A 21,772-nucleotide genomic window follows, 5' to 3' on the forward strand; every position below is an offset into this window, starting at 1 on the left:
TGGATAGGTGAGTGGATCTCCTGGAGTTGACGCAGCGGTTGGAGAAGATTTCGGTCGGGTACGGCGAGCGGCTGGGGTTCGACCGCGACCCGGACTGGTTCCTGCTGAAGCTGCAGGAGGAGGTCGGCGAACTCACGCAGGCCTATCTCCAGCACACCGGCCGGGCGCGGGCCAAGGGCGCGACGCCCGATGACATCCGCGGTACGTTCCACCAGGAGTTCGCCGACGTACTGTGCCAGCTCCTCCTCTTCGCGCACCAGCACGACGTCGACCTCTCGCAGGAGATCGAACGGAAGTGGCTGGTCTACGAGGCCTGACCGGCCGGCTGCACCTTGGCGGGCGCCTTTGCCGCCAGCACCATGCCGACCAGCAGGGCGACTCCGATCAGGATGTCAACAGTCATGCTCAGCGCCAACGGCGGCTGGATGGTGACCTCCATCCCGAGCAGGACGGCGTACGCGAGCGGCCAGCTGAGCGTGCCGAGGAGCTTCCACGCGACGGTCCAGCGGTTCGACGACCACAGCATCCCGATACCGATCACGTAGGCGAACACCGGCACCCAGATGCCCGGCAGGAACGGACCGAGGAACACCAGCGCGAGGGCGACCATGTCGCTCGGGCGCAGCTTCGGTGGGACCTCCACCAGAACCAGCCCCTCGGTGGCCGCGGCAACGATCTCTTGCGGGTCGCCGAGGCGCTGCAGGATCTGCCGGATCTCGCTCTCCGAGGAGGCACCGGCCGCGCGCTCCTCGGCGATGTGCGTCTTCATGTCGTCGATCAGCTCGGTCCGGCGCGCGACGGGCAACGCCTCGGCTGCCTTCGCGAGCTCCTTCAGGTACGCGTCGACCAGCCGGTCGTTGTCCTGCTCCACGTTCATCCCCGTCTCCCTCTTTCCAGGATCGCGTCGACCGAGGCGCAGAACCGTTGCCAGTCCGCGGTGAACGCAGCCAGCGCCTGGCTGCCTTCGGCCGTCGATGTGTAGTACCTCCGCGGTGGGCCGGACTCGGACTCGCGCCAGCTCGTCTCGACCAGACCTTCGCGTCGCAGCCGGGCCAGCAGCGGGTAAATCGTCCCCTCGGTGGTCACCAGACCATCGACCTCGCCCAGCGCCTTCACCAACTCGAAACCGTAACGAGGCTCTCCCTGCAACAGCGCGAGGACGCAGAACTCCAGCGTCCCGCGGCGCAGCTGCGTGAAGACCTTCTCCGCTACCATGCGACACAAGGTACCTGTCCGCACCAAGAACCTGCAACCACCACTGACCGGTCAGTCAGTTTGGTCAGCCGGTTTTGGGGCGGATCGCGAACATCAGCATCAGGACGACGGTCGGGATCAGGATGACCCAGAGACTGTTGAGGTTGAACAAGACTGGGGCCAGGCACAACACCAGGAGGTCGAAGCCGCGGGCAGGCTGGGAGAACAGGCCGGGCGGGATCGCGCCCATCGGGGACGTGACCAGCGGTCCGGCGTACGACGGCGGCCGGGCGGACGCCTGCCGGACGGTCCCGGAAATGACGCCGGCAGCGACGGCGAAACAGGAGGTCGCGCTGCCGATCGCGGGATAGGCGCAGGCCGCCCAGACAATCGTGAACAGGCCGGGTACGACGGCCATCACCACGCGCAACTCGCGGAGGTCCCAGCCGAGCGCGCGCACCAGGCCGGTCGAGCGGCACGCGGTGCGGAGGCCGTCGAGCATCGGCCGTACGGCGATGAAGCCGGCGATCGCGGCCGCGATGGGTACCAGGACGTGGAAGCCGGCGCCGTGCACTGCGTACGGGACGACGAGCAGCCCGAACGCGACCGCGATCCGCCGCGGCCAGCGCAGAATCCGATGGAACTCGCGCTGCACGATCGCCGCGCCGTCCGCACCCCGACCGCGACGCGAGCGCACCCGCCCCTTCAACCGCCAGTGCCGACTGGCGATCACGTCACCCAGCATGCTGATATCAAGACTGCTAGCCGCCCCAGCCAGCCCCGCCAGCAGTTCACCCCCGGCAATCACGCTCACCCGACCCAACCGATCCAGAGTCTGCGAGACCAGGATGGCGAGGACGACGCACACCGCGACCAGCACTGCGCACACCATCAGGAAGCTCAACTGCCCGGACGTCACCGCGTCGGCGTCGCTGAGGGCCCGAAGCCCCAGCTGAGTGCGAGGCGCGTCACCGGTAAAGGTCGAGACGATCACGTTCGCGGTGGTGATGCCTGGGCTCGGTCGCGGGCGGAGGGCGAGCGCCACCGCTGGTACGACGGCGGCGAGCAGCAGCAGGTCCGCGACGCGCAGCGTCCACCGCGCCCGCCGTGCGGTCTGTTGCGCCCACACCGTGACGAGCCCGGCGAACACGAGCAACGACCCGATGAACAGTGCCGCCGTGAACACGTCGAACCACGGGGCACCCAGCAAGGCCCAGATGACCGCACCGACGATCGAGGCAATCACCGCGATCGAGGCAATCACCAGGCGGTACGCCGGGCGTAGTAGGGCCGCTCGGTTGACCGGGGTTGCGAGGAGCCAGAAGCCGGTTGCGCGGGATGCCGACACGGGGCCGACGGCGAGCAGCACGCGGATCGTGGTTGCCAGGAGCAACGGGAGGACGATCCACGGGATCCACGCGGTCAGTTGCCCGCACGTCGACGACGTACAGCCGGCCGCGTTCGAGTTCAGGTGCCGTACGACGTTGCCGCCCGTCGCGCCGACCATCGCCAGGGTGAACAGGACCAGGTACACGTCCTCGAAGATCTCCCAGAACGAACGGTCCGCGTGTTGCCGTCGCGTCGTCCGCATCCACGACCGCAGCGCCCGCGACGACGGGATCGTCCCGAAGTCCGAAGGGTCGAACCGCACCGGCCCGTCGGCAGCGCTCATGGCAGCGGAGTGAGGGTGACGACGGAGTCCGCGACCGTCTCGACCAGGGCCGGGTCGTGGCTGGCGAAGAGGATCGCCGTACCGGCCTTCTTCTCCTCGACGAGCCGGTCGGACAGCCACTGCACGCCGCCGGTGTCGAGACGGGCCTCGGGTTCGTCGAGGACCATCAGCTTGCGCGGGCGGACCAGGGCCGTGGCCAGCGCGAGCCGGCGGCGCTGGCCCGACGACAGTGAACCGGGCAACTGGTCGGCGGCCGGCAGCAGACCGATGTCGTGCAGCGTCGTGTCGACCAGGTCCTCGGGTGACGAGTTGCCGTGCGCGCGGGCGAGCAGGTCGAGATGTTCGGCCGCGGTCAGGTCCGGGAAGAAGTCCAGGTCGTCGAGCAGGGTGGCGACGTCCCGGCGGACCGCCTCGGCGCGCTCGTCGATCGGCTGACCGTCGAGCAGGATCTTCCCGGCCGCCGGTTCGGCCGCGCCGACGATGCACTTCAGCACGGTCGTCTTGCCGGCACCGTTCGGACCGACCAGCGCGATCGCCTGGCCGGCACGCAACGTGAACGTGAGGCCCTCGATCACCGGACGGTCGCCGTACTTGTGCTGCAGATCCGTCACCGCCAGCCGGGGCGCCGCCTTCTTGCTCATCTGGTGCGGCTCACTTCTTCCGGACCAGCGTCAGCCCGTCGCCGATCCCGAGCATGATCACGTCGACCCGATCGTCCTTCGCGACGTGCGCGTTGAACTCCTTGCGGTCCGCCGGACCGTCCGCGTCCACCACCCGGCCGCCGGCCAGCGTGTTGTCGAACAGCAACAGCCCGTTCGACCGGATCAGCGGCAGCACTGTCTCGAAGTACCGGATGTACCAGTCCTTGTCTGCGTCGACGAAGGCCAGGTCGAACTCGCCGTCGAGCTTCGCCACCGACTCGTGCGCGTCGCCGATCCGAAGGTCGATCTTGCTCGCGACCCCGGCCCGCTCCCAGTAGGGGCGGCCGATAGAGGTCCACTCGTCGCTCACGTCCAGGCAGATCAGCTCGCCGTCGTCCGGCAGCCCGCGGGAGATCGCGAGCGCGGAGAACCCGGTGAAGGTGCCGATCTCGACCGCGCGGCGGGCGCCGATCAGGCGGGTCAACGTGGTCAGCAGACCGGCCTGGTCGGCGGTGGTCAGCATCCCCGCGGGGCTGCCGAGCTTCTCGGTCTCGGCGCGCAGCTCGGTGGCGATCTCGTCCAGCGGCATGCCGTGGGCGAGCATGTAGTCGTGCAGTTCCTCGGTCACCGGTACCTGATGGCCCATAAAAGTCACCCCTCCGTGTATTAGATCGGTCGCCTGTAGTCTCTATGGGTTGTTCTCATGCCTGACACCCACCCCACCTCGAGGGAGCACCCCGTATGCGCATCGCCGTCGCCGGCTCGATCGCGACCGACATCCTGATGACGTTCCCGGGACGGTTCAAGGACCAGTTCCTCGAGGAGCAGATGCACAAGGTCTCCCTCTCGTTCCTGGTCGACGAGCTGGTCGTGCACCGCGGCGGCGTCGGCGCGAACATCTGCTACGGCATGGCCCAGCTCGGGTTCCCGTCGCTGCTGGTCGGCTCGGTCGGCGCCGATTTCGCCGAGTACGGCGCGGCGCTGACGGCGGCCGGCGTGGACATCTCGCACGTCCGCGTCTGCAGCGGCGTCCACACCGCCCGGTTCACCTGTACGACGGACCTCGACGCGAACCAGATCGCCTCGTTCTACACCGGCGCGATGGCCGAGGCGCGCGAACTCGACCTGGGCGCGATCCATCAGGCCGCGGGCGGTGTCGACCTGGTGCTGATCGGCGCCGACGACCCGGCCGCGATGCTCAAGCACACCGAGCTGGCCAAGCAGCACGGGATCGCGGTCGCGGCCGACCCGTCGCAGCAGATGGCGCGGATGGACGGTGACGACATCCGCAAGCTCGTCGACGGTGCGGCGTACCTGTTCAGCAACGAGTACGAGGCCGGGCTGATGGTGCAGAAGACCGGCTGGAGTCACGAGGAGATCCTCGAGCGGGTCGGCGTACGCGTCACGACGCACGGCGGCGACGGCGTCGTCATCGAGGACTCCACGGGCATCCTCGCGAAGGTCCCGGCGGTACCCGCGCCGAACCTGGTCGACCCGACGGGCGGCGGCGACGCCTTCCGGGCCGGCTACCTCACCGGTCGCGCCGGGGGCCTCGACCACGAGGCGGCCGCCCACCTCGGCTGCACGCTGGCGACCACGGTGCTGGAGACGGTCGGCACCCAGGAGTACAGCCTGGACCACCCGAGCTTCCTCGACCGGCTCACCGGCACGTACGGCGCCGACGCTGCCGCCACCGCGAAGCAGGCGCTGGGGGCGATCTCCTAGCCAGGTCTCGTTCTAGGTCTCGTTCTAGGTCGAGGTGATCCGGTCGACCGTGAACGTGGCCTGTTTGCTGTTCGCGATGCTGACCCGGATCCGGTAGCCGCCGATCGCCGCGGACTTCTTCGGTCCGAGCGTGACGTGCTTGTTGCCGACGTAGAAGGTGACGGCGGTCTTGTGCCGCTCGTACCCGACCATCTGCCCGCCGTTGCAGGTGAAGCCCTGGTCGGAGATGAAGATGTTGGTGCCCGAGAAGTCGAACCGGCCGTCCTTGAGCGTCCCGGTGCAGTCCGCCTCGGGCACCACCGGCTTCGGCTTCACAGTCGGCGTGGGCTTTACGGTCGGCTTGGGAGTCGGCGTGGGAGTCGGCGTGGGTGCGGGCGGCGGCGTGACGACGGACGTCGGCGTACTGCTGTCCGGCGCCGACCCAGCGTCCGACCAGGTCCCAGACCCGCCACCGCCACATCCCGCCAGCACCAACGCCGCACCCACCACGCCTACCGCACCTACCGCACCGGCCCACCGCAGCTCACCCATACCGCCAGCGTCCCAACACCCCAGACGTCAGTGACCCGAGTGGCCGCAACCTGTCACCGGCCCGATGCCCCGCCGGGACGGCGGTTCGGACCGGGAACAGGCGCTGGTGTGTGGAGACACGAAATAGCCTGTGCCCAGACCCCAAAGGGTGTCCCCGCGCCGGTTGTCAGTTGGTTTGCGAGCGGGCCCACAGGCCCCGGACGTGGCCGATGTGGCGCCGCATGAGCTGCTCGGCTCCTTCGCCGTCGCCGGCCTCCACGAGGTCGAGCAGCTCGTGGTGCTCGGTGGCGGACGGCACCAGCCGGCCGCTCTCGACCAGCGGGGTGAGGCCGAGCAGGCGCGTCTGGGAGCGCAGGTCCGACACAACGTCGACCAGCTTCTGGTTGCCGGAGTACGCGAGCAGCGTGACGTGGAAGACCCGGTCCGCTTCGATGTACGCGATCAGGTCGCCGGCCTGCGCCGCCGTCACGATGTCCTCGGCGAGCTGCCGCAGCCGCGGGTAGTCCTTCGCCGGGATCGCCGGGACCACGTCCCGGATCGTCGGCGGTTCGATCAGCTGGCGCAGCGCGGCCAGGTTGTCGAGGTCCTCGTCGGACACGTCGGTGACCCGGAAGCCCTTGTTCCGCAGCGAGATCACCAGGCCCTCGCGGACCAGGTCCAGCATCGCCTCGCGGACCGGCGTCGCGGAGACCCCGAACCGCGCGCCGAGCGTCGGCGCCGAGTACACCTCCCCCGGCTTCAGCTCGCCGGAGATCACCGCCGCCCGCAGCGCGTTGGCCACGCTGTCGCGCAGGTTCTCGCGGTGCGCCAGCCGCCGTACGCTCGGCAGCGGTCCGATCGAATCGGCAGCCATGGTTCACCTCCTGGGGCCCGGCAAGATTTCGTGGCCTATTGTGAAGCACCGGTCGTCACTGGTCAGGGATGCCACCCCCGATGGCGGCGACCAGCTCGGTGAGCCGCTCGAAGACCCGCTGCGTGCCCAGCCCGTCGTGCTCGTACTCGTTCGTCACCCATGCCTGCACGTTGCCGACCCGGTGCGCGGTGTCCAGCTGCAGCCCGGAGTCGACGTACATGTCGTCGAAGTACACCGCGGCCGCCACCGGTACGTCGTTCGCGGCCAGCCGCTCCAGGTCGTACAGCTCGGACCACCGCGACCGCTGTGCCAACGCCTCGACCGCGCCCTGGAACGGCCGCAGCCCGCGGATCTCCGCGAACATCCACGGGTACATCATCTCGCCGGTGAACAGCAGCGGCCGCGCGTCCTCGGCGAACTCCGGATGCCGCGCCCGCTCCGCCTCGGCCGCCCAGCCGGTCGCGCCGTCACCGGATCCGTAGATGCTCTCCTGCAGCGCCGCGAACAGCGGTCCGTCGAGGTACGACGACGCTCCCAGCACGTGACCGAGGAACCCGTCGGACAGTTCGTCGCCGTCGAAGGCCTCGTCGATCAGCCAGTGGATGCGCTCGTACCCGGGCTTCATCCCGAAGTCGATCCCGAGCGACTGCAGCCGCCGTACCGTCAGCCGATCGCCGTCCGGCAGCCGTACGTCGGACTCGGCCAGCCGGTCCGCGATCCGGCCGACCCGCTCCACGTTGTGCGGGTACCGCCGGTAGAACTCCCGGTTCTTGGCCGCCACCCGCGGATAGGTCCGCCGGTACACCTCGGCCGCCGACGGGTCGATCGACGCGAGCCCGCCGGTCACGTAGCACGCGGTCAAGGCGTCCGGTGCCTTGGACAAGTAGGTGAGCGTGAGGAACCCGCCGTAGCTCTGGCCGAGCGTCGACCAGCGGCGGCCGCCGAAGACCTTGGTCCGCAGCTGCTCGGCGTCCGAAATGATCGAGTCCGCCCGGAAGCACGCCAGGTAGTCGGCGCCTTCCGCGGCCGACATCGACGCCATCCGCCGGCCGCTGACCGGCGTACTCCGTCCGGTGCCGCGCTGGTCCATCAGGACGACCCGGTACTTCTTCAACGCGTGCTCGATCCACCCCGACACACCGGTCGGCCGTGGTCCCTTCCCGCCGGGACCGCCCTGCAGGAACAGCAGGCACGGCAGGTCCTCGTGCTTCCGCACCGGATCGATCAGCTCCCGCGCGAACACGGTGATCGACTCGCCCGGGTTCGCCCAGTCCAGCGGCACCGCGATCTCGTGCTCGCGGACGTGCATACCTGGAATCGTGTAGCTGGTCATCGAGCCTGCCTTCGTTTGGCGTCCCACTCCGGGTTGATCCGCGGTACGGCGGCCAGCAGCGTCTTGGTATAGGAGTCCTGAGGATCCCCGAAGACCTGGTCCCGTGTCCCCACCTCGACGATTCTGCCCCGGTTCATCACCGCGACGCGCTGCGCGATCTGCCGTACGACGGCCAGGTCGTGCGCGATGAAGACGTAGCTGAACCCGCTCTCCCGCTGCAGCCGCATCAGCAGCTCCAGCACCTGCGCCTGGATCGACACGTCCAACGCCGACACCGCCTCGTCGCAGATCACCAGCTTCGGGTTGACCGCGAGCGCCCGGGCGATCCCGATTCGCTGCGCCTGCCCGCCGGAGAACTGCGCCGGGTAGCGCCGGCAGTGGTCCGGGTTCAGCCCGACCCGCTCCATCAGCTCCTGCGTGAACGCGCGCCGGCCGTTGGCGGGCGCGATCCCCTGGTACGTGAGCGGCGCGGTGATGATCCGCTCGACCGTGTATCGCGGGTTGAGCGACGAGAACGGGTCCTGGAACACCACCTGCACGTTGTTCCGGAACGTGGCCAGCTCCTTGCCGCTGGCCCGCGTCACGTCCTGCCCGTCGAACACCACGCTGCCCTTGGTCGGCTCCAGCAGCCGCGCGGCGATCCGTGCCGTGGTGGACTTCCCACTGCCCGACTCACCGACGATCGCGAGCGTCTCGCCCAGTTCGACCTCGAAGCTCACGTCGTCGACCGCGGTGAACGTCGACTTCCTGGCCATCGCGCCATCGCCGCGGGTGACGAACTCCTTCGTCACGCCCTGCACCTTCAACAACGTCACGACAGCACCTCGTCATCGATTCGCGATACGGCGTCCAGGAGCATCCGCGTGTACTCGTGCCGCGGGTCCGAGAACACCTGCTCCGCGGTCCCGTACTCGACCGGATCACCCGACTGCATCACCAGCACCCGCTGGGCGATCGAGCTGATCACCGCGAGGTCGTGGGTGATGAACATCATTCCGGTCCCGGTCGTCGACTGCAGCTCGGCGAGCAGCTCCAGGATCTGCGCCTGCACGGTGACGTCCAGCGCGGTCGTCGGCTCGTCCGCGATCAGCAGCGACGGCGAACAGCACAGCGCCATCGCGATCATCACCCGTTGCCGCATCCCGCCGGAGAACTGGTGCGGGTAGTGGTCGACCCGGCGCGCCGCGTCCGGGATGTGCACCCGCTCCAGCGCCTCGATCGCGACCTTCCGCGCCGCGCTCCGCGATCCACCGCGGTGGGTGCGGTACATCTCGGCGATCTGCAGACCCACCGTGTAGTAGGGATTCAGCGACGACAGCGGGTCCTGGAACACCATCGAGATCGCGTTACCCCGCACGGATCTGAGGTCGCGGTCCGAGCGCCCGAGCAGCTCGGCGCCGTCCAGCCGGACACTGCCCGACGTCCGGGCGCCGCGCGGCAGCAGCCCGAGGACGGCGAGGGCGGTCATCGACTTGCCCGATCCGGACTCGCCGACGATCCCGACCGTCTCGTCCCGGCCGACCGTGAACGACACGTTCTTCACCACGTCGACCGGTCCCCGGCTGGTCGGCAAGGTGACCGTCAGATTGTCGACAACGAACAATTCGTCGCTCATGCCGACACCACCCGGACCCGTGGATCGAGGGCCGTGTACAGCAGGTCCACCACGACGTTGCCGATGACAACGAAGAAGGCGGCGAGCAGCGTGACCGCCATGATCACCGGCTGGTCGTTCTTGGCGATCGAGTCGGCGGCCATCTTCCCGATCCCGTTCAGCCCGAACACGGTCTCGGTGATCAGTGCACCGCCGAGCAGGCCGGCGAAATCCATCCCGAAGATCGTGGTGATCGGTGTCAGCGCGGGACGTAACGCGTGCCGGCGCATGATCAGCGCGCCGCTCAGTCCCTTGGCCCGCGCGGTCCGGTAGTAGTTCTCGGCCAACGTGTCGATGACATTGCTCCGGGTCAACCGTGCGTACAGACAGGCGTAGCCGACGGCGAGCACGACCCACGGCATCAGGTACGACTCGAACCAGACTGCCGGATTGTCAACAAACGACACAGCCGACGGGAACGGCAGCACCTGGAGCTTCACGACCAGCACGTACTGCAGCACCAGCGCGAGCACGTAGTTCGGCACGCTCACACCGCCGAGCGCGAGGCCCATCGCGGACCGGTCCCACCACGTGCCCTGCTTGACCGCGCTGACCAGACCACCGATCACCCCGACGAGCAGCCACAGTACGGCGGCACCGACCGCGACCGTGATGCTGACCGGAAGCCGCGCGGTGATCATGCTCCACACCGACTCGTTGGTCTGGAAGCTGTACCCGAGACACGGCGCCGAGCAGTGCACCGAGCCGTAGTCGCGGCCCGCGAAGATCCCGCTCAGGAACTCCCAGAACTGCGTGAGCAACGGCTGGTTGAGCCCGAGCACGGTACGGATCGAGTCGATGCGCTCCGGCGTACACGTCTTGCCGCAGATCATCACCGCGGGATCCGGCGAGAGCTTGAAGAAGATCAGGTACGTGAACAGGCACACGGCCAGCAGGATCAGTACGACGCCCCCGAGCCGGCCCAGGACATAGCGCGTCATGCGGCTTCTCCCTGGTCGATAAGGGTGCGGATCTTGTCGCCCAGGACGGTGAGCGAGAGCACGGTGAGGAACAGGAACAGGCCGGGGATCGCGAAGAACATCGGATCCACCGAGTACCAGCTCACCGAGCTCGAGATCATCTGCCCCCAGGACGCGGTCGGCGGCGAGACACCGACACCGAGGAAGGACAGACCCGCCTCGGTGCCGATGTAGCCGGGGATGGCGAGCGTCGTCATCACGACGATCGAGCCGCGCAGGTTCGGCAGGATCTCCCGGAACACCACCTGGGAGTCCTTCGCCCCGGACGCCCGCGCCGCCTCGACGAACTCACGGTTCGCCAGCGTCATCGTCTGACCGCGGATCACCCGCGCGAGGTACGGCCAGCCGAACGCGCTGATCACCACGACCAGCAGCACCGGGCGGTTCCCGGACGGCAGCGACGACAGGATCGCGATCATGAAGATCAGCGCCGGGAACGCCATCAGGAAGTCCATCAGCCGGGAGATGACCTGGTCGACCCAGCCGCGGTAGAACCCGGCCAGCATGCCGAGCACGACGCCGAGGATCCCGGTCAGCAAGGTTGCAGACAAGGAGATGGTGATCGAGACGCGGGCGCCGTACACGATCCGGGCGAACAGGTCGCGGCCGTTCTGCGGCTCGACGCCGAACCAGTGCGAGCCGCTGATCCCGCCGAGTGCGCCGTGCGGGACGCCGCCGAGGTCCGAGTTGATCGCCGCCGAGTCGAACTGGTACGGCCCCCAGCCGCTGATCTTGGTGATCAGCGGCGCGGCGACCGCCATCAGGACCACGATCGCCAGGAACACCAGGCAGGCCAGCGCACCCTTGTCCCGCGTGATCCTGGTGAGAACTCGCTTGCCCGAGGTGGGCGGCGCCGATGACGGCGCCGCCTCCTCGACCTCGACGAGTGCCGGGGTTGCTGTCACTTCCCGGCGTCCTTCAGACCCACGGACACCAGGTCGATGCCGCCGGAGAAACCGTCGTGCAGGTAGGCGCCACCGATGTTGCTGCCGACAATCATCAGGACCTTCTCGTAGAGCAGCGGGACGACCGGCGCCAGCGCCATGATCTGCTTGTCCAGTTCGCCGTACGCCTTGTTCGCGGCCTGGACGTCGGTCAGCTTGGCGATCTCGTCGATCTTCGCGTTCACGCCCGGGTCGTTCAGCTGCGCCAGGTTGCTGTTCCCCTTCGGGGTGATGTTGCGGCCGTCGAACAGCGGCGGCAGGAACGTCGCACCGGACGGCCAGTCCGGGCACCAGCCGGTGATCGCCGCGTCGTGCTGCTGTGACGTCGTACCGATCACCTCGTAGTACGTCGCGGTGTCGATGGTGTTGATCTTCACGGTGATCTTCAGTGGCTCGAGCGCCTGCTGGATGGCGACCGCCATCGCCTGCATCTTCGGTTGCGCGCGGGTGTCGAGCGTCATCGTGAAGCCGTCCGCGAAACCGGCCTCGGTGAGCAGTTTGCGGGCGCCGTCGACGTCACCCTTGTGGTCCGGGCTCGGGTACGGGTCGTAGTCCACCCGGCCGGCGATGGTCGGCGGCTGGATGCTGGTGGCGATGTCGGCGAGGGTCGATCCGCCGACCGCGTCGCGGACCGTCTGCTTGTTGACCGCGAGGTTGATCGCCTGCCGCACCTTCACGTTGTCCAGCGGCTTCTTCGTGGAGTTCAGCCCCATGTACGTCGTACAGCCGCCGAGACCGCTCATCGTGCGCTGCTTGAGCTGCGCGGTCTGGACCCGGGCCACCGTGGCGGCCTGGATGGTGCCGGCGATCGCGTCGGCGTCGGTGCCCTGGCCGGCGATCATCCGCTCGTCGATCGTCGCCGGGTCGAGGCCGAACGTCCACTGGAACGCGTCCGGGTTCGCCTGCCGTACGTCGTCGGTCTTCTTGTCCCACTTGTCGTTGCGGACCAGCTTGAGCGCCGCGCCCGGCTTGTACTCGGAGACCTTGTACGGTCCCGACGCGATCGGCTTGCTGTCCAGCGCGTTGCCCGCGCCCTGCCCCTTCGGCACCGGCGTGAACGTGTTCTGCGCGACCACGCTGCCGAAGTCGGCGTACGGCTTCTTCAGGTGGAACACGATCGTCTTCGCGTCCGGTGTGAGGATTGTCGGCAATTCACCGGACTTGTACGGGCCCTGGTACGACGCGGGCGCGTCGATCAGCTGCTTCGCGTACGGCGAACCGATGCCGATCTCCGGATCCCACGCCCGCGAGACACCCCACTTCACGTCGGCGCTCGTGATCGGCGCACCGGTCTCGAAGAACAGGCCGTCCTTCAGCGTGAACGTCCAGGTCTTGCCGCCGTCGGACGGCTTGCCCGTGTCGGTGGCGAGATCCGGCACGATCTTGGTGCCGTCGGCTCCCGGTGCGGCGCCCTGGGTGGTGAGCGTGCGGTAGATCAGCCGGTAGAAGTTGTTGACACCGCCGTCGAAACCGCGGGCCGGGTCGAGGTGCGAGAACGCGGCGTTCGCGAGCACCTGCAGCGTGCCGCCCTGCGCGGCCTTGGCACCGGGGCCGGCGGACTCACCGCTCGCACCGCCGGAGGCGTTGCCGCCGCACGCGGTCAGCGCGAGCGCCGCCGATGCCACGAGCCCCACCAGCATGGAAGTTCTCTTCATCAGTCGTCTCTTTCGGTTCGCAGCCACACACGCATGGCCAGGGCCTGACGGTTTCCCCAGAGGAAGTACGGCGTGAATGTCACCGGCACTTCATGAGAGGCGGATTCCTGGGGTTGGTCGGTGAGTACGGGGTAAAGCTCGGGCGCCGGAGCCGGCGCGACACCGGCCGTCAGCTCGAGGACGAGGTGGCCGTCCCGCTCCCGCGGGACCGCTCGGTGCACAGCGGCCGGTGTCAGCAACAGGTCGTCCACCGGGGCCTCGACGTCTTGTTGCTCGACGCAATAGACCAGCGGGCCTCGCGCCACGGCGATCGCACCCCGGGTCGCATCGAGATACGGATGCGACCCATGCGCCCGAGGTCCCATCGGCAACGTCAGCCGCAGCACGTCGCCAGGCTTGAAGTTTCTGGTGGTTACTGCCCAGCCGACGTCTACGGGCTGTCCGTCGAGCTGCGCCTCCGAAGCCCAGCGCGGGATGCGCAGGGCGATTGCTCGCTCCTCGGCCGGCGCGTCCTCGACGGTCAGCGTGATCTCGCCGTCCCACGGGTAGTTGGTGGAGACGTTGACGGTGAGACCGTCCGCGGTGATCCGGGCGCCGGCGTAGATGCCGACGTACAGAACGTTGTCGCGGGCAACTGCTATGTGGTCCTGGAGTTCGGACATCCAGCGGATGATGTTCGGCGGGCAGCACGGGCAGCCGAACCACGCGCGCCGCAACAGCTCGCCACCGTCCTCCGCCCCGGAGCGCTGCTCATGATCCGGCCGCCGCTGCAGCGGGTTGTCGTAGAAGAACGCCGTACCCTCGGCCGAAAGCCCAACGGCATAAGCGTTGTAGAGCACCGTCTCGTACACGTCGAGGTACGACGCCTTGCCCGTGGCGCGGAACATCCGCCACGCCCACTGCATCGTCGCGATCGCCGCGCACGTCTCGGCGTACGCCCGCTCGGACGGCAGCTCGTACCGGTCGCCGATCGCCTCGTCGGAGTGCCGGCTGCCGAGCCCGCCGGTGAGGTACAGCTTCGTCGCGACCATGTCGTCCCACAGCCGCTCGAGCGCAGCCAGCAGCGTCGGGTCCCCGGTCTCCAGGTGTACGTCGGCCGCGCCCGCCGCGAGGTACGCCATCCGCACCGCGTGCCCGGTGACGGACGGCAGCTCGCGGAACGGCACGTGGTCCTGGAAGTACTCCCCCGGGAAGATCGTGTGCTCGAGCTTCCCCTGACCACGCCGGTCGACGAACAGGCGGGCCTGTGTGAGGTAGTCCTCGTCGCCAGTTTCACGATAAAGCTCGACCAGCGCCATCTCGACCTCGGGATGACCGTCGACAATCTCCGTACCGTCGACGCCGTACGTCCGGACGACGAGGTCCGCGAACCGCCGGGCGATTGTCAACAATCGGCCGTCCGACAATCGACGCTGCGCCGCGACGGCGGCCTGGATCAGGTGGCCGAGGTTGTAGAGCTCGTGACCCCAGCCGAGGTCCGACCAGGGCTGCTTCGGCTGGTCCGGGTCCTGGAAGTACGAGTTCAGGTAGCCGTCGTCGGCCTGCGCCTGCTCGAGGAGCTCGACGACCTCGTCGAAGAACTCCCGCGCGCCGGCCGGCGCCCCGTCCTCGCGATCCACCTCGTAGGCGAGGCCCTCGAGCGTCTTGTAGAGGTCGGTGTCCAGGAACGGGTACCGCCCGCGGTACGGCCCGACCGACGGGTCGGCCAGCCGCCGGAGGTTCTCCAGGTTCCCGGCCTTGCGCAGCTCGGCGATCGCGTGCGGGATCGTCGCTCGCCGGTTCCGCTGCTGCCAGTCGTGCAGCAACCCTCCGGTCAGCTCGACGCTGACGTCTGTACCGTGTGACATTGCACAGACCTTAAGTGCAATGTCACACCTTGCCAACCCCCGACGAAAGACGTTTACACGCCGGAAACGATCCACCCCGTCACGACCTGGTGGCCCTCCGCGACGGCATCGTGTTTCCGTGACCGCCCCACGCCTCGACCTCCGCCGCCCGCCGACCAAACCCGCCGGCAACCTCTTCCGCGTCACCGCCGCGGTGAGTTTCCTGTCTTTCGCCCTGGTCTGGGAGGCCTACCTGCTGTTCCCCTTGGCCGAGCTCGAATCGTGCACCGGAGACGGTAATGCGCCCTGTCCCCTGAGCCTCGACACAGCCGGCGGATTCCTCAACGAACTGGGGCCCCTCCTGGCGACGGCTTGCGTCGAACTCGTGGTAATCGCCTGCTACCTGGCCTGGGCCGCCGCCCGCCGGACTCTCGACCCGCGCGCCGGGCTCCGCTGGTCGCCGATCGCGATCGGCATCGTCGCTCTGGCCGTCGGCGGCTTCGGCTGGCTGATCGACGGGGGCGACCTGAGCGGCCCGGATTCCGTAGGACCCGGCCTCGTCCTGCTGTTCGCGTTGTGGCTGTTCACCCCACTGGCTTTGTACGGCGTTCATCGCGGTGATCAGCGTGCGGTGATCCCGGTCGTGATCGGTCTCGCGCCGACAGCGGCCGTCAACGCGTACGTCGTCCCGGAGGCCCCGATCGGCGCCCTGCCGGCCGTCATGCTCGTCGTCGCGGTGGTCGCCGTTGTGGTCGTGCGCCGACGCGAGTGAGCCGCTGGGTGGACCCTTGGCACGTCATCGTGGTTCCTGTGACCGACCCGCGCCTCGACCTCGACCGTCGGCCTGTCAGGCCCGTCGGCAACCTGTTCCGCGTCACCGCCGCGGCGAGCGTGCTGACTCTTCCCCTGTTCTGGGGGCTCCGTGTGGTGCTGCCGAATTCCGTCGAGGTCAACTGCGTCGTGCAACCCTGTCCCCCGTCTGTGGACTCGATGGGCATGTCGGTCAGCAGCGCGGCCGTCCTCGTCATCACGGCGGCCGTCGAACTCGTCGTGATCGCTGCCTACCTCGCACGCGCCGCCGCACGGCGGACGCTCGACCTCCGCACCGGCCTGCGCTGGTCGCCGGCCGCGGTCGCCGCCGTTGCGCTGGCGACCGGCGGCTTCAGCTGGCTGCTAAACGAGAGTCAGGTCGATCTGGGCGACCTCGGCTCCACCGGCTTCGGCTACCTGCTCCTGCTCGCGCTCTGGCTGCTCACGCCACTGGTTCTGTACGTCGTCGACCGTGGTGACCGGCGTGCGGTCCTACCGGTGTCGATCGGCCTCGCACCCACCGCCGTCGCCGGCCTCTTCGCGCTCGAGGACAGCCCGATCGCCGCACTGCCGACCGCGATGCTCATCATCGCGCTGACCACCGTCCTGCTCCTGCGTCGACGTCAGCACGCCGTCGTGGTGTCGTGACCGCCCCGCGCCTCGACCTCCGCCGCTCGCCGACCAGGCCCGCCGGCAGCCTGTTCCGGGTCACCGCCGCGGTGAGTTTCCTCAGCATTCCCCTGCTCTTGGTCGCCTACCTGGTCGTTCCGCCTGATCACATCCCGTGCCAGGACCATGCTTGCCCGCCGTCGACCGACGTGGTGCGACGGACCGCCGAGCCGCTGGACCTCGTTCTCGCGGCCGCGCTCGCCGAGCTCGTGGTGATCGCCTGTTATCTCGCCATCGCCGCAGCGCGCCGGTCGCTCGATCTGCGCACCGCTCTGCGGTGGTCACCGGCGGCGGTCGCCATCGTCACGCTCGCCGTCGGCAGTTTCGGCTGGCTACTGGACAACGGCGCCGGCCTCAGCTTCGACGCTGCGGAAGTCGCCTTCTTGCTTCTGCTCGTCGCCTGGCTGTTCACGCCACTGATCCTGTACGTCGTGCATCGCGGCGATCGGCAGGCAGCAGTACCCGTCGTGATCGGCCTCGCTCCGACCGCCGTCGGCAACGCACTCCTGATCAACAACGACCCGCTCATCCCACTCATGGCGCTCCCCGCGACCATGCTCACCATCGGCGTCCTTACCCTCGTCGCCGTGCGCCGACGCGAACGCGTGCGGTGGACTCCGGGGTCGTGAGACAGGTCGTGGTGGGCTCGCACCTGGTATTCCCTGTCCGCAGCACCCAGAAGGTGTCTCTCCCCCGGCAACCGGCTGACCGCGCCCACGGGTAGCCACAGTCCGCCGGTTGCCGGGGCGTGAGGACAGGTGCTGGTGGCTGGGAACAGGTCCGGAGCCCAGTCCGCCTGCGCGTGGGGTTAGAGGCGCGGGTCGATCGGTTCGGACTCGAAGGCGAGTACGGCGAAGACGCATTCGTGGATGCGCCACAACGGTTCGCCGCGGGCAGCGCGGTCGAGGGACTCCAGGCCGAGGGCGTACTCGCGAAGGGCGAGGGAGCGTTTGTGGCCCAGGTTGCGATCCCGGAGGCGGGTGAAGTTGGCCGGCTCGGTGTAGTCGGGTCCGTAGATGAGCCGCAGATACTCCTGCCCGCGCACCTTCAGCCCCGGCTGGGCGAGACCCTTCGCCGTGCGGGTCAGATTCGCCGCGGGCTTCACCACCATGCCCTCTCCCCCGGCCCCGGTCAGCTCCTCCCACCACGCGATACCGGCGTCCCAGCTGTCCGCGTCCACGAACAGCCGCCGCGTCGGCGTGATCAACTCCGGGCCCGCGGCAACCATCCGGTCCGCGATGCCGAGATGCCAAGCATGCGGTCGTTCCTGGTACGTCGCCCCTTCGGACGCCAGCACCTGGAACGGCGCGACGCGTACCCCGTCGAGCCCGTCGGTCGGCCAGCAGTACCGTCGGTACGCCGCCGTGAACCGCTCCGCGTTCGCCGTACGCCGCTCGGCCGACGACAGCAGATCGCCCATGTCCAGCCCGGAAGCAGCAGCTGCTCGAAGCGCGGCGGTTGCTGCTGGCAACGACGTACGGGCGGCCGCGCCGACAGCGGCGTACTGGTTCCGCAGCAGGTCCTCGGCCTTCGCGCTCCACGGCAGCAGCTCGGCGTCGAGCAGCAGCCAGGACGTGTCGAGCTCGTCGAAGACACCGGCGGCAGCGGCGACCGCGCGGAGGCGGAGCAGCAGTTCGTCGGTCAGCTCGGCGTCGAAGAACGACCGGCCGGTGCGCGTGTGGATCGCGCCGCGCCCGGCCAGACCGAACCGCTTCTCGGCCACGTCGTCGTCCCGCGTCAGCAGCACGACCGCCCGCGAACCCATGTGCTTCTCCTCGCACACGAGCTCGGTGACACCCTGGCCCCGGTACGTCTCGAACGCCTGCCGCGGGTGCTCCAGCAACCCCGGCTCCGGCGACGTCGCGATCGGGCTCATGGTCGGCGGCAGGTAGAGCAGGAACCGCGGGTCGATCGCGAACCGGCTCATCACCTCCAGCGCAGCGCCGGCCTGCTCTGCCCGGATGCTGAGCCGTCCGTGGGAAGCGGTCTCGATCACCCGGCGACCGGTCACGTCGGTCAGTTCGAGCACGTCGGGCTCGCGCGCCGGCGCTGTTGCCACATGCAACGGTTTCGCCGGCGCGTAGTACTCCTCGGCCGCCTGCACCGCCACCAGCTCCCGCTCCGGGTAGCGCAGCGCGGTCAGCGATCCGCCGAACACACAGCCGGTGTCCAGGCAGATCGTGTTGTTGATCCACTCCGGCGCCGGCGTCGGTGTGTGACCGTAGACGACCATCGCGCGACCCCGGTAGTCGTTCGCCCACGGGTAGCGCACCGGCAGCCCGAACTCGTCGGTCTCCCCCGTCGTCTCGCCGTACAGGCAGAACGAGCGGACGCGTCCCGACGTACGGCCGTGCATCCGCTCGACGAGGCCGGCGTGCGACACGACGAGTCTGCCGTCGTCGAACACGTAGTGCGAGATCAGCCCGTCGATGAACGCCGCGACCTGATCACGGAACTCGGCAGACTCAGCGGCCAGCTGCTCCAGCGTGGTCTCGAGGCCGTGGCTGACCTTCACGTTCTTGCCCCGCAGCGCGCGCAGCAGCTTGTCCTCGTGGTTTCCGGGCACGCAGTAGGCGTTGCCGCCCGCAACCATTCCCATCACGAGCCGGAGTACGCCGGGCGAATCGGGGCCGCGGTCGACGAGGTCGCCGACGAAGATCGCCCGCCGCTCCGGGTGGACGGCGTTGATGGGTCGACCGGCGTCGTCGCGGGTCAGCGTGTACCCGAGATCAGTGAGCAGCCGCTCCAGCTCGGGACGGCACCCGTGCACGTCGCCGATGATGTCGAACGGGCCGTTCCGGTCGGTCAGGTCGTTGTACAGCCGCGTCCGTTCGATGCTGACGGCATCGATCTGCTCGACGCTGTCCAGGACATGTACCGTCCGGAAACCTTCCCGCTTCAGGCTGCGCAGACCACGCTTCAGCTGCGAGCGCTGCCGGGTGACCACCTTCGCCCCGAACTGCCGGTCGGCCCGCTGCTCGTTCCGCTCGACACACACCCGCTCCGGCGGGTCGAGCACGATCGCGACCGGAAGTACGTCGTACTCGCGGGCCAGGTTCACGAGCTCCTTGCGGGCGTCCGGCTGGACGTTGGTGGCGTCGACCACCGTCAGCCGCCCGGCGGCGAGCCGCTTCCCGGCGATGAAGTTGAGCACCTCGAAGGCGTCCTTCGAAGCGCTCTGATCGTTCTCGTCGTCCGACACGAGCCCGCGGCAGAAGTCGCTCGAGATCACCTCGGTACCGAGGAAGTGCTTGCGCGCGAACGTCGACTTGCCGGAGCCGCTCGCGCCGACCAGCACGACCAGGCACAGCGCTGGTACGTCGATCTTCATCGGGCCTCCTCCCGGCGGAACAGCGCCAACTGGGTCGGCGGTCCTACCTCAGGGTCCTCGGCGCCGACCGGCCGGAACTGCACGCTGTACCCGCAGCGGTCCGCGACCTGCTGCGACCAGGTCCGGAACTCCGCGCGGGTCCACTCGAAGCGGTGATCCGGGTGCCGGAAGTTGCCGGCCGGGAGCGACGGGAAGCGCACGTTGTACTCGCTGTTCGGAGTGGTGACGACGACCGCGGCGGGCCGTGCCGCGCGGAAGACGGAGTCCGCCAGCGCAGGCAGCCGCGGCGGATCGACGTGCTCGACGACCTCCATCAGTACGACGGCGTCGAGCCCGGCGAGCCGCTCGTCGGCGTACGTGACCGACGACTGCAGGAGCGTCAGCCGGTCCCGCTGGCGATCCGGCAGGTCGTCGTAGTGCAGCCGCCGCTTGGCCGCGATCAGCGCCCGCACCGACACATCGGTCCCGATCAGCTCACCGATCATGGGGTCTTTGAGCAGCTCGCCGACCAGCGCGCCCTCGCCACATCCGACGTCCGCGATCCGCCGCGCACCGAGCTCCCGCAGTACGTCGACCACCGTCGTACGCCGCTCGACGGCCAGCGACACCGGCCCCTCGTCCTCCGCGTCCTCCTCGGGCAGTTCGACCCCGTCCACCTCGGCCAGCCGTTCGAGGGCGGCATCGGTGAGGTAGCGCCGGTGCGCGAGGTAGCGGTGCGAGATCAGGTCCTTCTCGGGGTGAGCGGCCAGCCAGTTCTCGCCGGCGCGGACGAGTTTGTCCACCTCGTCCGAGCCGACCCAGTAGTGCTTGGCGTCGTCGAGGACCGGGAGCATCACGTACAAGTGCTTGAGTGCGTCGGCCAGCCGCAGCACGCCGGTCAGCCGCAGGTCGACGTACCGCGAATCACCCCAGGCCGGGACCTCCGGGTCGAGCGGCACCGGGCGGGCGTCGACGGTCCAGCCGAGCGGGGCGAACAACCGCTCCGCGAGGTCGGCACCGCCGTTGCACGGCAGCGCCGGGACGTGTACCTCGAGCGGGATCGGGCGGGCGGCGAGGTCCGGGCGGGCGTCGCAGCGGCCGTTCATCGCCGTACGGAAGAGTCTTCCGAGCGCGACGGCGAGCAGACTGGAGGCGGCGTACGGGCGGTCATTGACGTACTGCCCGAGCGTGAAGCCCTCGGCCGCCTTGCCACGGCCGGCCTTCACCAGGCCGATCGGGTCGATCTCGAGCAGCACCGCCGCCGTACAGCGCTCGCCGGTCGCCTCCGGGTAGAACACATGGGCCGATCCCCCGGTGACCTCGATCGCCTGCGGACGGGCCGGGTTCTTGTGCAACAGGAACCCGAAATCACTCGCGGGCGCGTCCACTCCGGCCAGATCGGTGCCAATCGTCAGGAACACCGTGGTATTCGATCACGGGTCGAGGATTGAGACACGCGGATTCAGGTCTGGCGTGTTCGGGGGAATGGTTCTAGCTTGTCTTGAGAAGATGAGTCGCTACAGACCGTCCTTCCCCGCTGACAGTCGGTACATGTCCCCGGTTTGTGGCGAGAGCCCAACTCTGTCACCACCAGCCGCTACGGGGAAAGGATCATGGCAGCTCTTTCACGCCACACGGGGTGTCGCCGGTGAAACCCCAGACGTTCGAACTCGTGCGTTACACCGACATCAGTGGGGTTTCCGGGACCGGCGTCGTCGCCGAAGGCTGTGTGTTCACCGACGGCTCGGTCGCCCTGCGCTGGCACGGCGCGAACCCCTCGACGGCCGTCTGGCCGGACCTGGATTCCATCCTCGCCGTCCACGGCCACTGCGGCGCCACCGTCGTACGGTGGCTGGACGTCTCCGAGATGGAGCCGGTGCCGGGCACCGACCTGCTGCCCGGCGAGCTCACGCACATCCTGGCCACCGGCCGCCGCACCCACCACCACCCGTCGGCCGCCGCGTCGGCCTGACCA

The 21,772-nt window shown here is 68.8% G+C and carries 22 protein-coding genes; 6 read left to right on the plus strand and 16 right to left on the minus strand.

Going from position 1 to position 21,772, the window contains the following annotated elements; genetic code table 11:
• Nucleotides 1-11 precede the first annotated feature (11 nt).
• Nucleotides 12-317 (plus strand): nucleoside triphosphate pyrophosphohydrolase family protein, encoded by a 306-nt coding sequence (locus E0H50_RS16715; RefSeq protein WP_202868177.1) that lies wholly within the window; start codon nt 12-14, stop codon nt 315-317.
• On the opposite strand, the gene E0H50_RS16720 is transcribed toward E0H50_RS16715, so the two are convergent.
• The 5 genes from E0H50_RS16720 to E0H50_RS16740 all read right to left on the minus strand — a co-directional run bounded on the left by E0H50_RS16720 (nt 305) and on the right by E0H50_RS16740 (nt 4,153).
• A complete protein-coding gene (locus E0H50_RS16720) occupies nt 305-877 on the minus strand; it encodes an HAAS signaling domain-containing protein (protein WP_131289203.1) in 573 nt (190 codons plus the stop codon). The genes E0H50_RS16715 and E0H50_RS16720 overlap by 13 nt on opposite strands.
• Nucleotides 874-1,215, minus strand: coding sequence for a PadR family transcriptional regulator (locus tag E0H50_RS16725; RefSeq protein WP_131289205.1), 342 nt, complete (start codon nt 1,213-1,215; stop codon nt 874-876). Before E0H50_RS16725 ends, E0H50_RS16720 begins: the two co-directional genes overlap by 4 nt.
• Before the next feature lie 64 nt (nt 1,216-1,279).
• Entirely contained in the window at nt 1,280-2,866 is a 1,587-nt protein-coding gene (locus tag E0H50_RS16730; RefSeq protein WP_131289207.1) for a DUF6297 family protein, read from the minus strand.
• A complete protein-coding gene (locus E0H50_RS16735; RefSeq protein ID WP_131289209.1) occupies nt 2,863-3,507 on the minus strand; it encodes an ABC transporter ATP-binding protein in 645 nt (214 codons plus the stop codon). Before E0H50_RS16735 ends, E0H50_RS16730 begins: the two co-directional genes overlap by 4 nt.
• 10 nt (nt 3,508-3,517) lie before the next feature.
• Nucleotides 3,518-4,153 (minus strand): O-methyltransferase, encoded by a 636-nt coding sequence (locus E0H50_RS16740; protein WP_131289211.1) that lies wholly within the window; start codon nt 4,151-4,153, stop codon nt 3,518-3,520.
• Nucleotides 4,154-4,248: 95 nt separating this feature from the next.
• Between E0H50_RS16740 and E0H50_RS16745 the strand changes: the two genes are divergently transcribed.
• Nucleotides 4,249-5,232: a carbohydrate kinase family protein gene (locus tag E0H50_RS16745; protein WP_131289213.1), complete on the plus strand. Its 984-nt coding sequence runs from the start codon at nt 4,249-4,251 to the stop codon at nt 5,230-5,232.
• Nucleotides 5,233-5,256: 24 nt separating this feature from the next.
• Here E0H50_RS16745 and E0H50_RS16750 read toward each other — a convergent pair whose 3' ends face one another.
• The 9 genes from E0H50_RS16750 to E0H50_RS16790 form a co-directional block, all read right to left on the minus strand.
• Nucleotides 5,257-5,763: a hypothetical protein gene (locus tag E0H50_RS16750; RefSeq protein ID WP_131289215.1), complete on the minus strand. Its 507-nt coding sequence runs from the start codon at nt 5,761-5,763 to the stop codon at nt 5,257-5,259.
• A 166-nt stretch (nt 5,764-5,929) separates the two neighbouring features.
• Nucleotides 5,930-6,616 (minus strand): GntR family transcriptional regulator, encoded by a 687-nt coding sequence (locus E0H50_RS16755; protein WP_131289217.1) that lies wholly within the window; start codon nt 6,614-6,616, stop codon nt 5,930-5,932.
• Nucleotides 6,617-6,671: 55 nt separating this feature from the next.
• The gene (locus tag E0H50_RS16760; RefSeq protein WP_131289219.1) at nt 6,672-7,949 is read right to left on the minus strand and encodes an alpha/beta fold hydrolase; all 1,278 of its coding nucleotides are present in this window, start codon (nt 7,947-7,949) and stop codon (nt 6,672-6,674) included.
• Nucleotides 7,946-8,764 (minus strand): ATP-binding cassette domain-containing protein, encoded by an 819-nt coding sequence (locus E0H50_RS16765; protein ID WP_202868178.1) that lies wholly within the window; start codon nt 8,762-8,764, stop codon nt 7,946-7,948. Before E0H50_RS16765 ends, E0H50_RS16760 begins: the two co-directional genes overlap by 4 nt.
• A complete protein-coding gene (locus E0H50_RS16770) occupies nt 8,761-9,564 on the minus strand; it encodes an ABC transporter ATP-binding protein (RefSeq protein WP_131289221.1) in 804 nt (267 codons plus the stop codon). The genes E0H50_RS16765 and E0H50_RS16770 overlap by 4 nt, the downstream gene beginning before the upstream one ends.
• Nucleotides 9,561-10,544 (minus strand): ABC transporter permease, encoded by a 984-nt coding sequence (locus tag E0H50_RS16775; RefSeq protein ID WP_131289223.1) that lies wholly within the window; start codon nt 10,542-10,544, stop codon nt 9,561-9,563. Before E0H50_RS16775 ends, E0H50_RS16770 begins: the two co-directional genes overlap by 4 nt.
• The gene (locus E0H50_RS16780) at nt 10,541-11,488 is read right to left on the minus strand and encodes an ABC transporter permease (protein WP_131289225.1); all 948 of its coding nucleotides are present in this window, start codon (nt 11,486-11,488) and stop codon (nt 10,541-10,543) included. Before E0H50_RS16780 ends, E0H50_RS16775 begins: the two co-directional genes overlap by 4 nt.
• A complete protein-coding gene (locus E0H50_RS16785; protein WP_238151012.1) occupies nt 11,485-13,182 on the minus strand; it encodes an ABC transporter substrate-binding protein in 1,698 nt (565 codons plus the stop codon). Before E0H50_RS16785 ends, E0H50_RS16780 begins: the two co-directional genes overlap by 4 nt.
• Nucleotides 13,182-15,029: a glycoside hydrolase family 127 protein gene (locus E0H50_RS16790; RefSeq protein ID WP_131289227.1), complete on the minus strand. Its 1,848-nt coding sequence runs from the start codon at nt 15,027-15,029 to the stop codon at nt 13,182-13,184. The genes E0H50_RS16785 and E0H50_RS16790 overlap by 1 nt, the downstream gene beginning before the upstream one ends.
• Before the next feature lie 118 nt (nt 15,030-15,147).
• On the opposite strand from E0H50_RS16790, the gene E0H50_RS16795 reads away from it, so the two are divergent.
• From E0H50_RS16795 to E0H50_RS16805, 3 genes are read left to right on the plus strand one after another with little or no spacing between them, the layout of a single operon-like run.
• A complete protein-coding gene (locus E0H50_RS16795; RefSeq protein WP_131289229.1) occupies nt 15,148-15,780 on the plus strand; it encodes a hypothetical protein in 633 nt (210 codons plus the stop codon).
• A 38-nt stretch (nt 15,781-15,818) separates the two neighbouring features.
• Entirely contained in the window at nt 15,819-16,466 is a 648-nt protein-coding gene (locus E0H50_RS16800; RefSeq protein WP_131289231.1) for a hypothetical protein, read from the plus strand.
• A complete protein-coding gene (locus tag E0H50_RS16805) occupies nt 16,463-17,116 on the plus strand; it encodes a hypothetical protein (protein WP_131289233.1) in 654 nt (217 codons plus the stop codon). The genes E0H50_RS16800 and E0H50_RS16805 overlap by 4 nt, the downstream gene beginning before the upstream one ends.
• Nucleotides 17,117-17,295: 179 nt before the next feature.
• Here E0H50_RS16805 and E0H50_RS16810 read toward each other — a convergent pair whose 3' ends face one another.
• Nucleotides 17,296-19,818, minus strand: coding sequence for a polynucleotide kinase-phosphatase (locus E0H50_RS16810; protein WP_131289234.1), 2,523 nt, complete (start codon nt 19,816-19,818; stop codon nt 17,296-17,298).
• A complete protein-coding gene (locus E0H50_RS16815) occupies nt 19,815-21,218 on the minus strand; it encodes a 3' terminal RNA ribose 2'-O-methyltransferase Hen1 (RefSeq protein WP_131289236.1) in 1,404 nt (467 codons plus the stop codon). Before E0H50_RS16815 ends, E0H50_RS16810 begins: the two co-directional genes overlap by 4 nt.
• 227 nt (nt 21,219-21,445) lie before the next feature.
• Here E0H50_RS16815 and E0H50_RS16820 point away from each other — a divergent pair, with 227 nt between their 5' ends.
• Entirely contained in the window at nt 21,446-21,769 is a 324-nt protein-coding gene (locus E0H50_RS16820; protein WP_130380407.1) for a hypothetical protein, read from the plus strand.
• The last annotated feature ends 3 nt before the right edge of the window (nt 21,770-21,772 follow it).

Origin of the sequence: Kribbella sindirgiensis (genome assembly GCF_004331435.1) — a bacterium.
Taxonomy (GTDB): Bacteria; Actinomycetota; Actinomycetes; order Propionibacteriales; family Kribbellaceae; genus Kribbella; species Kribbella sindirgiensis.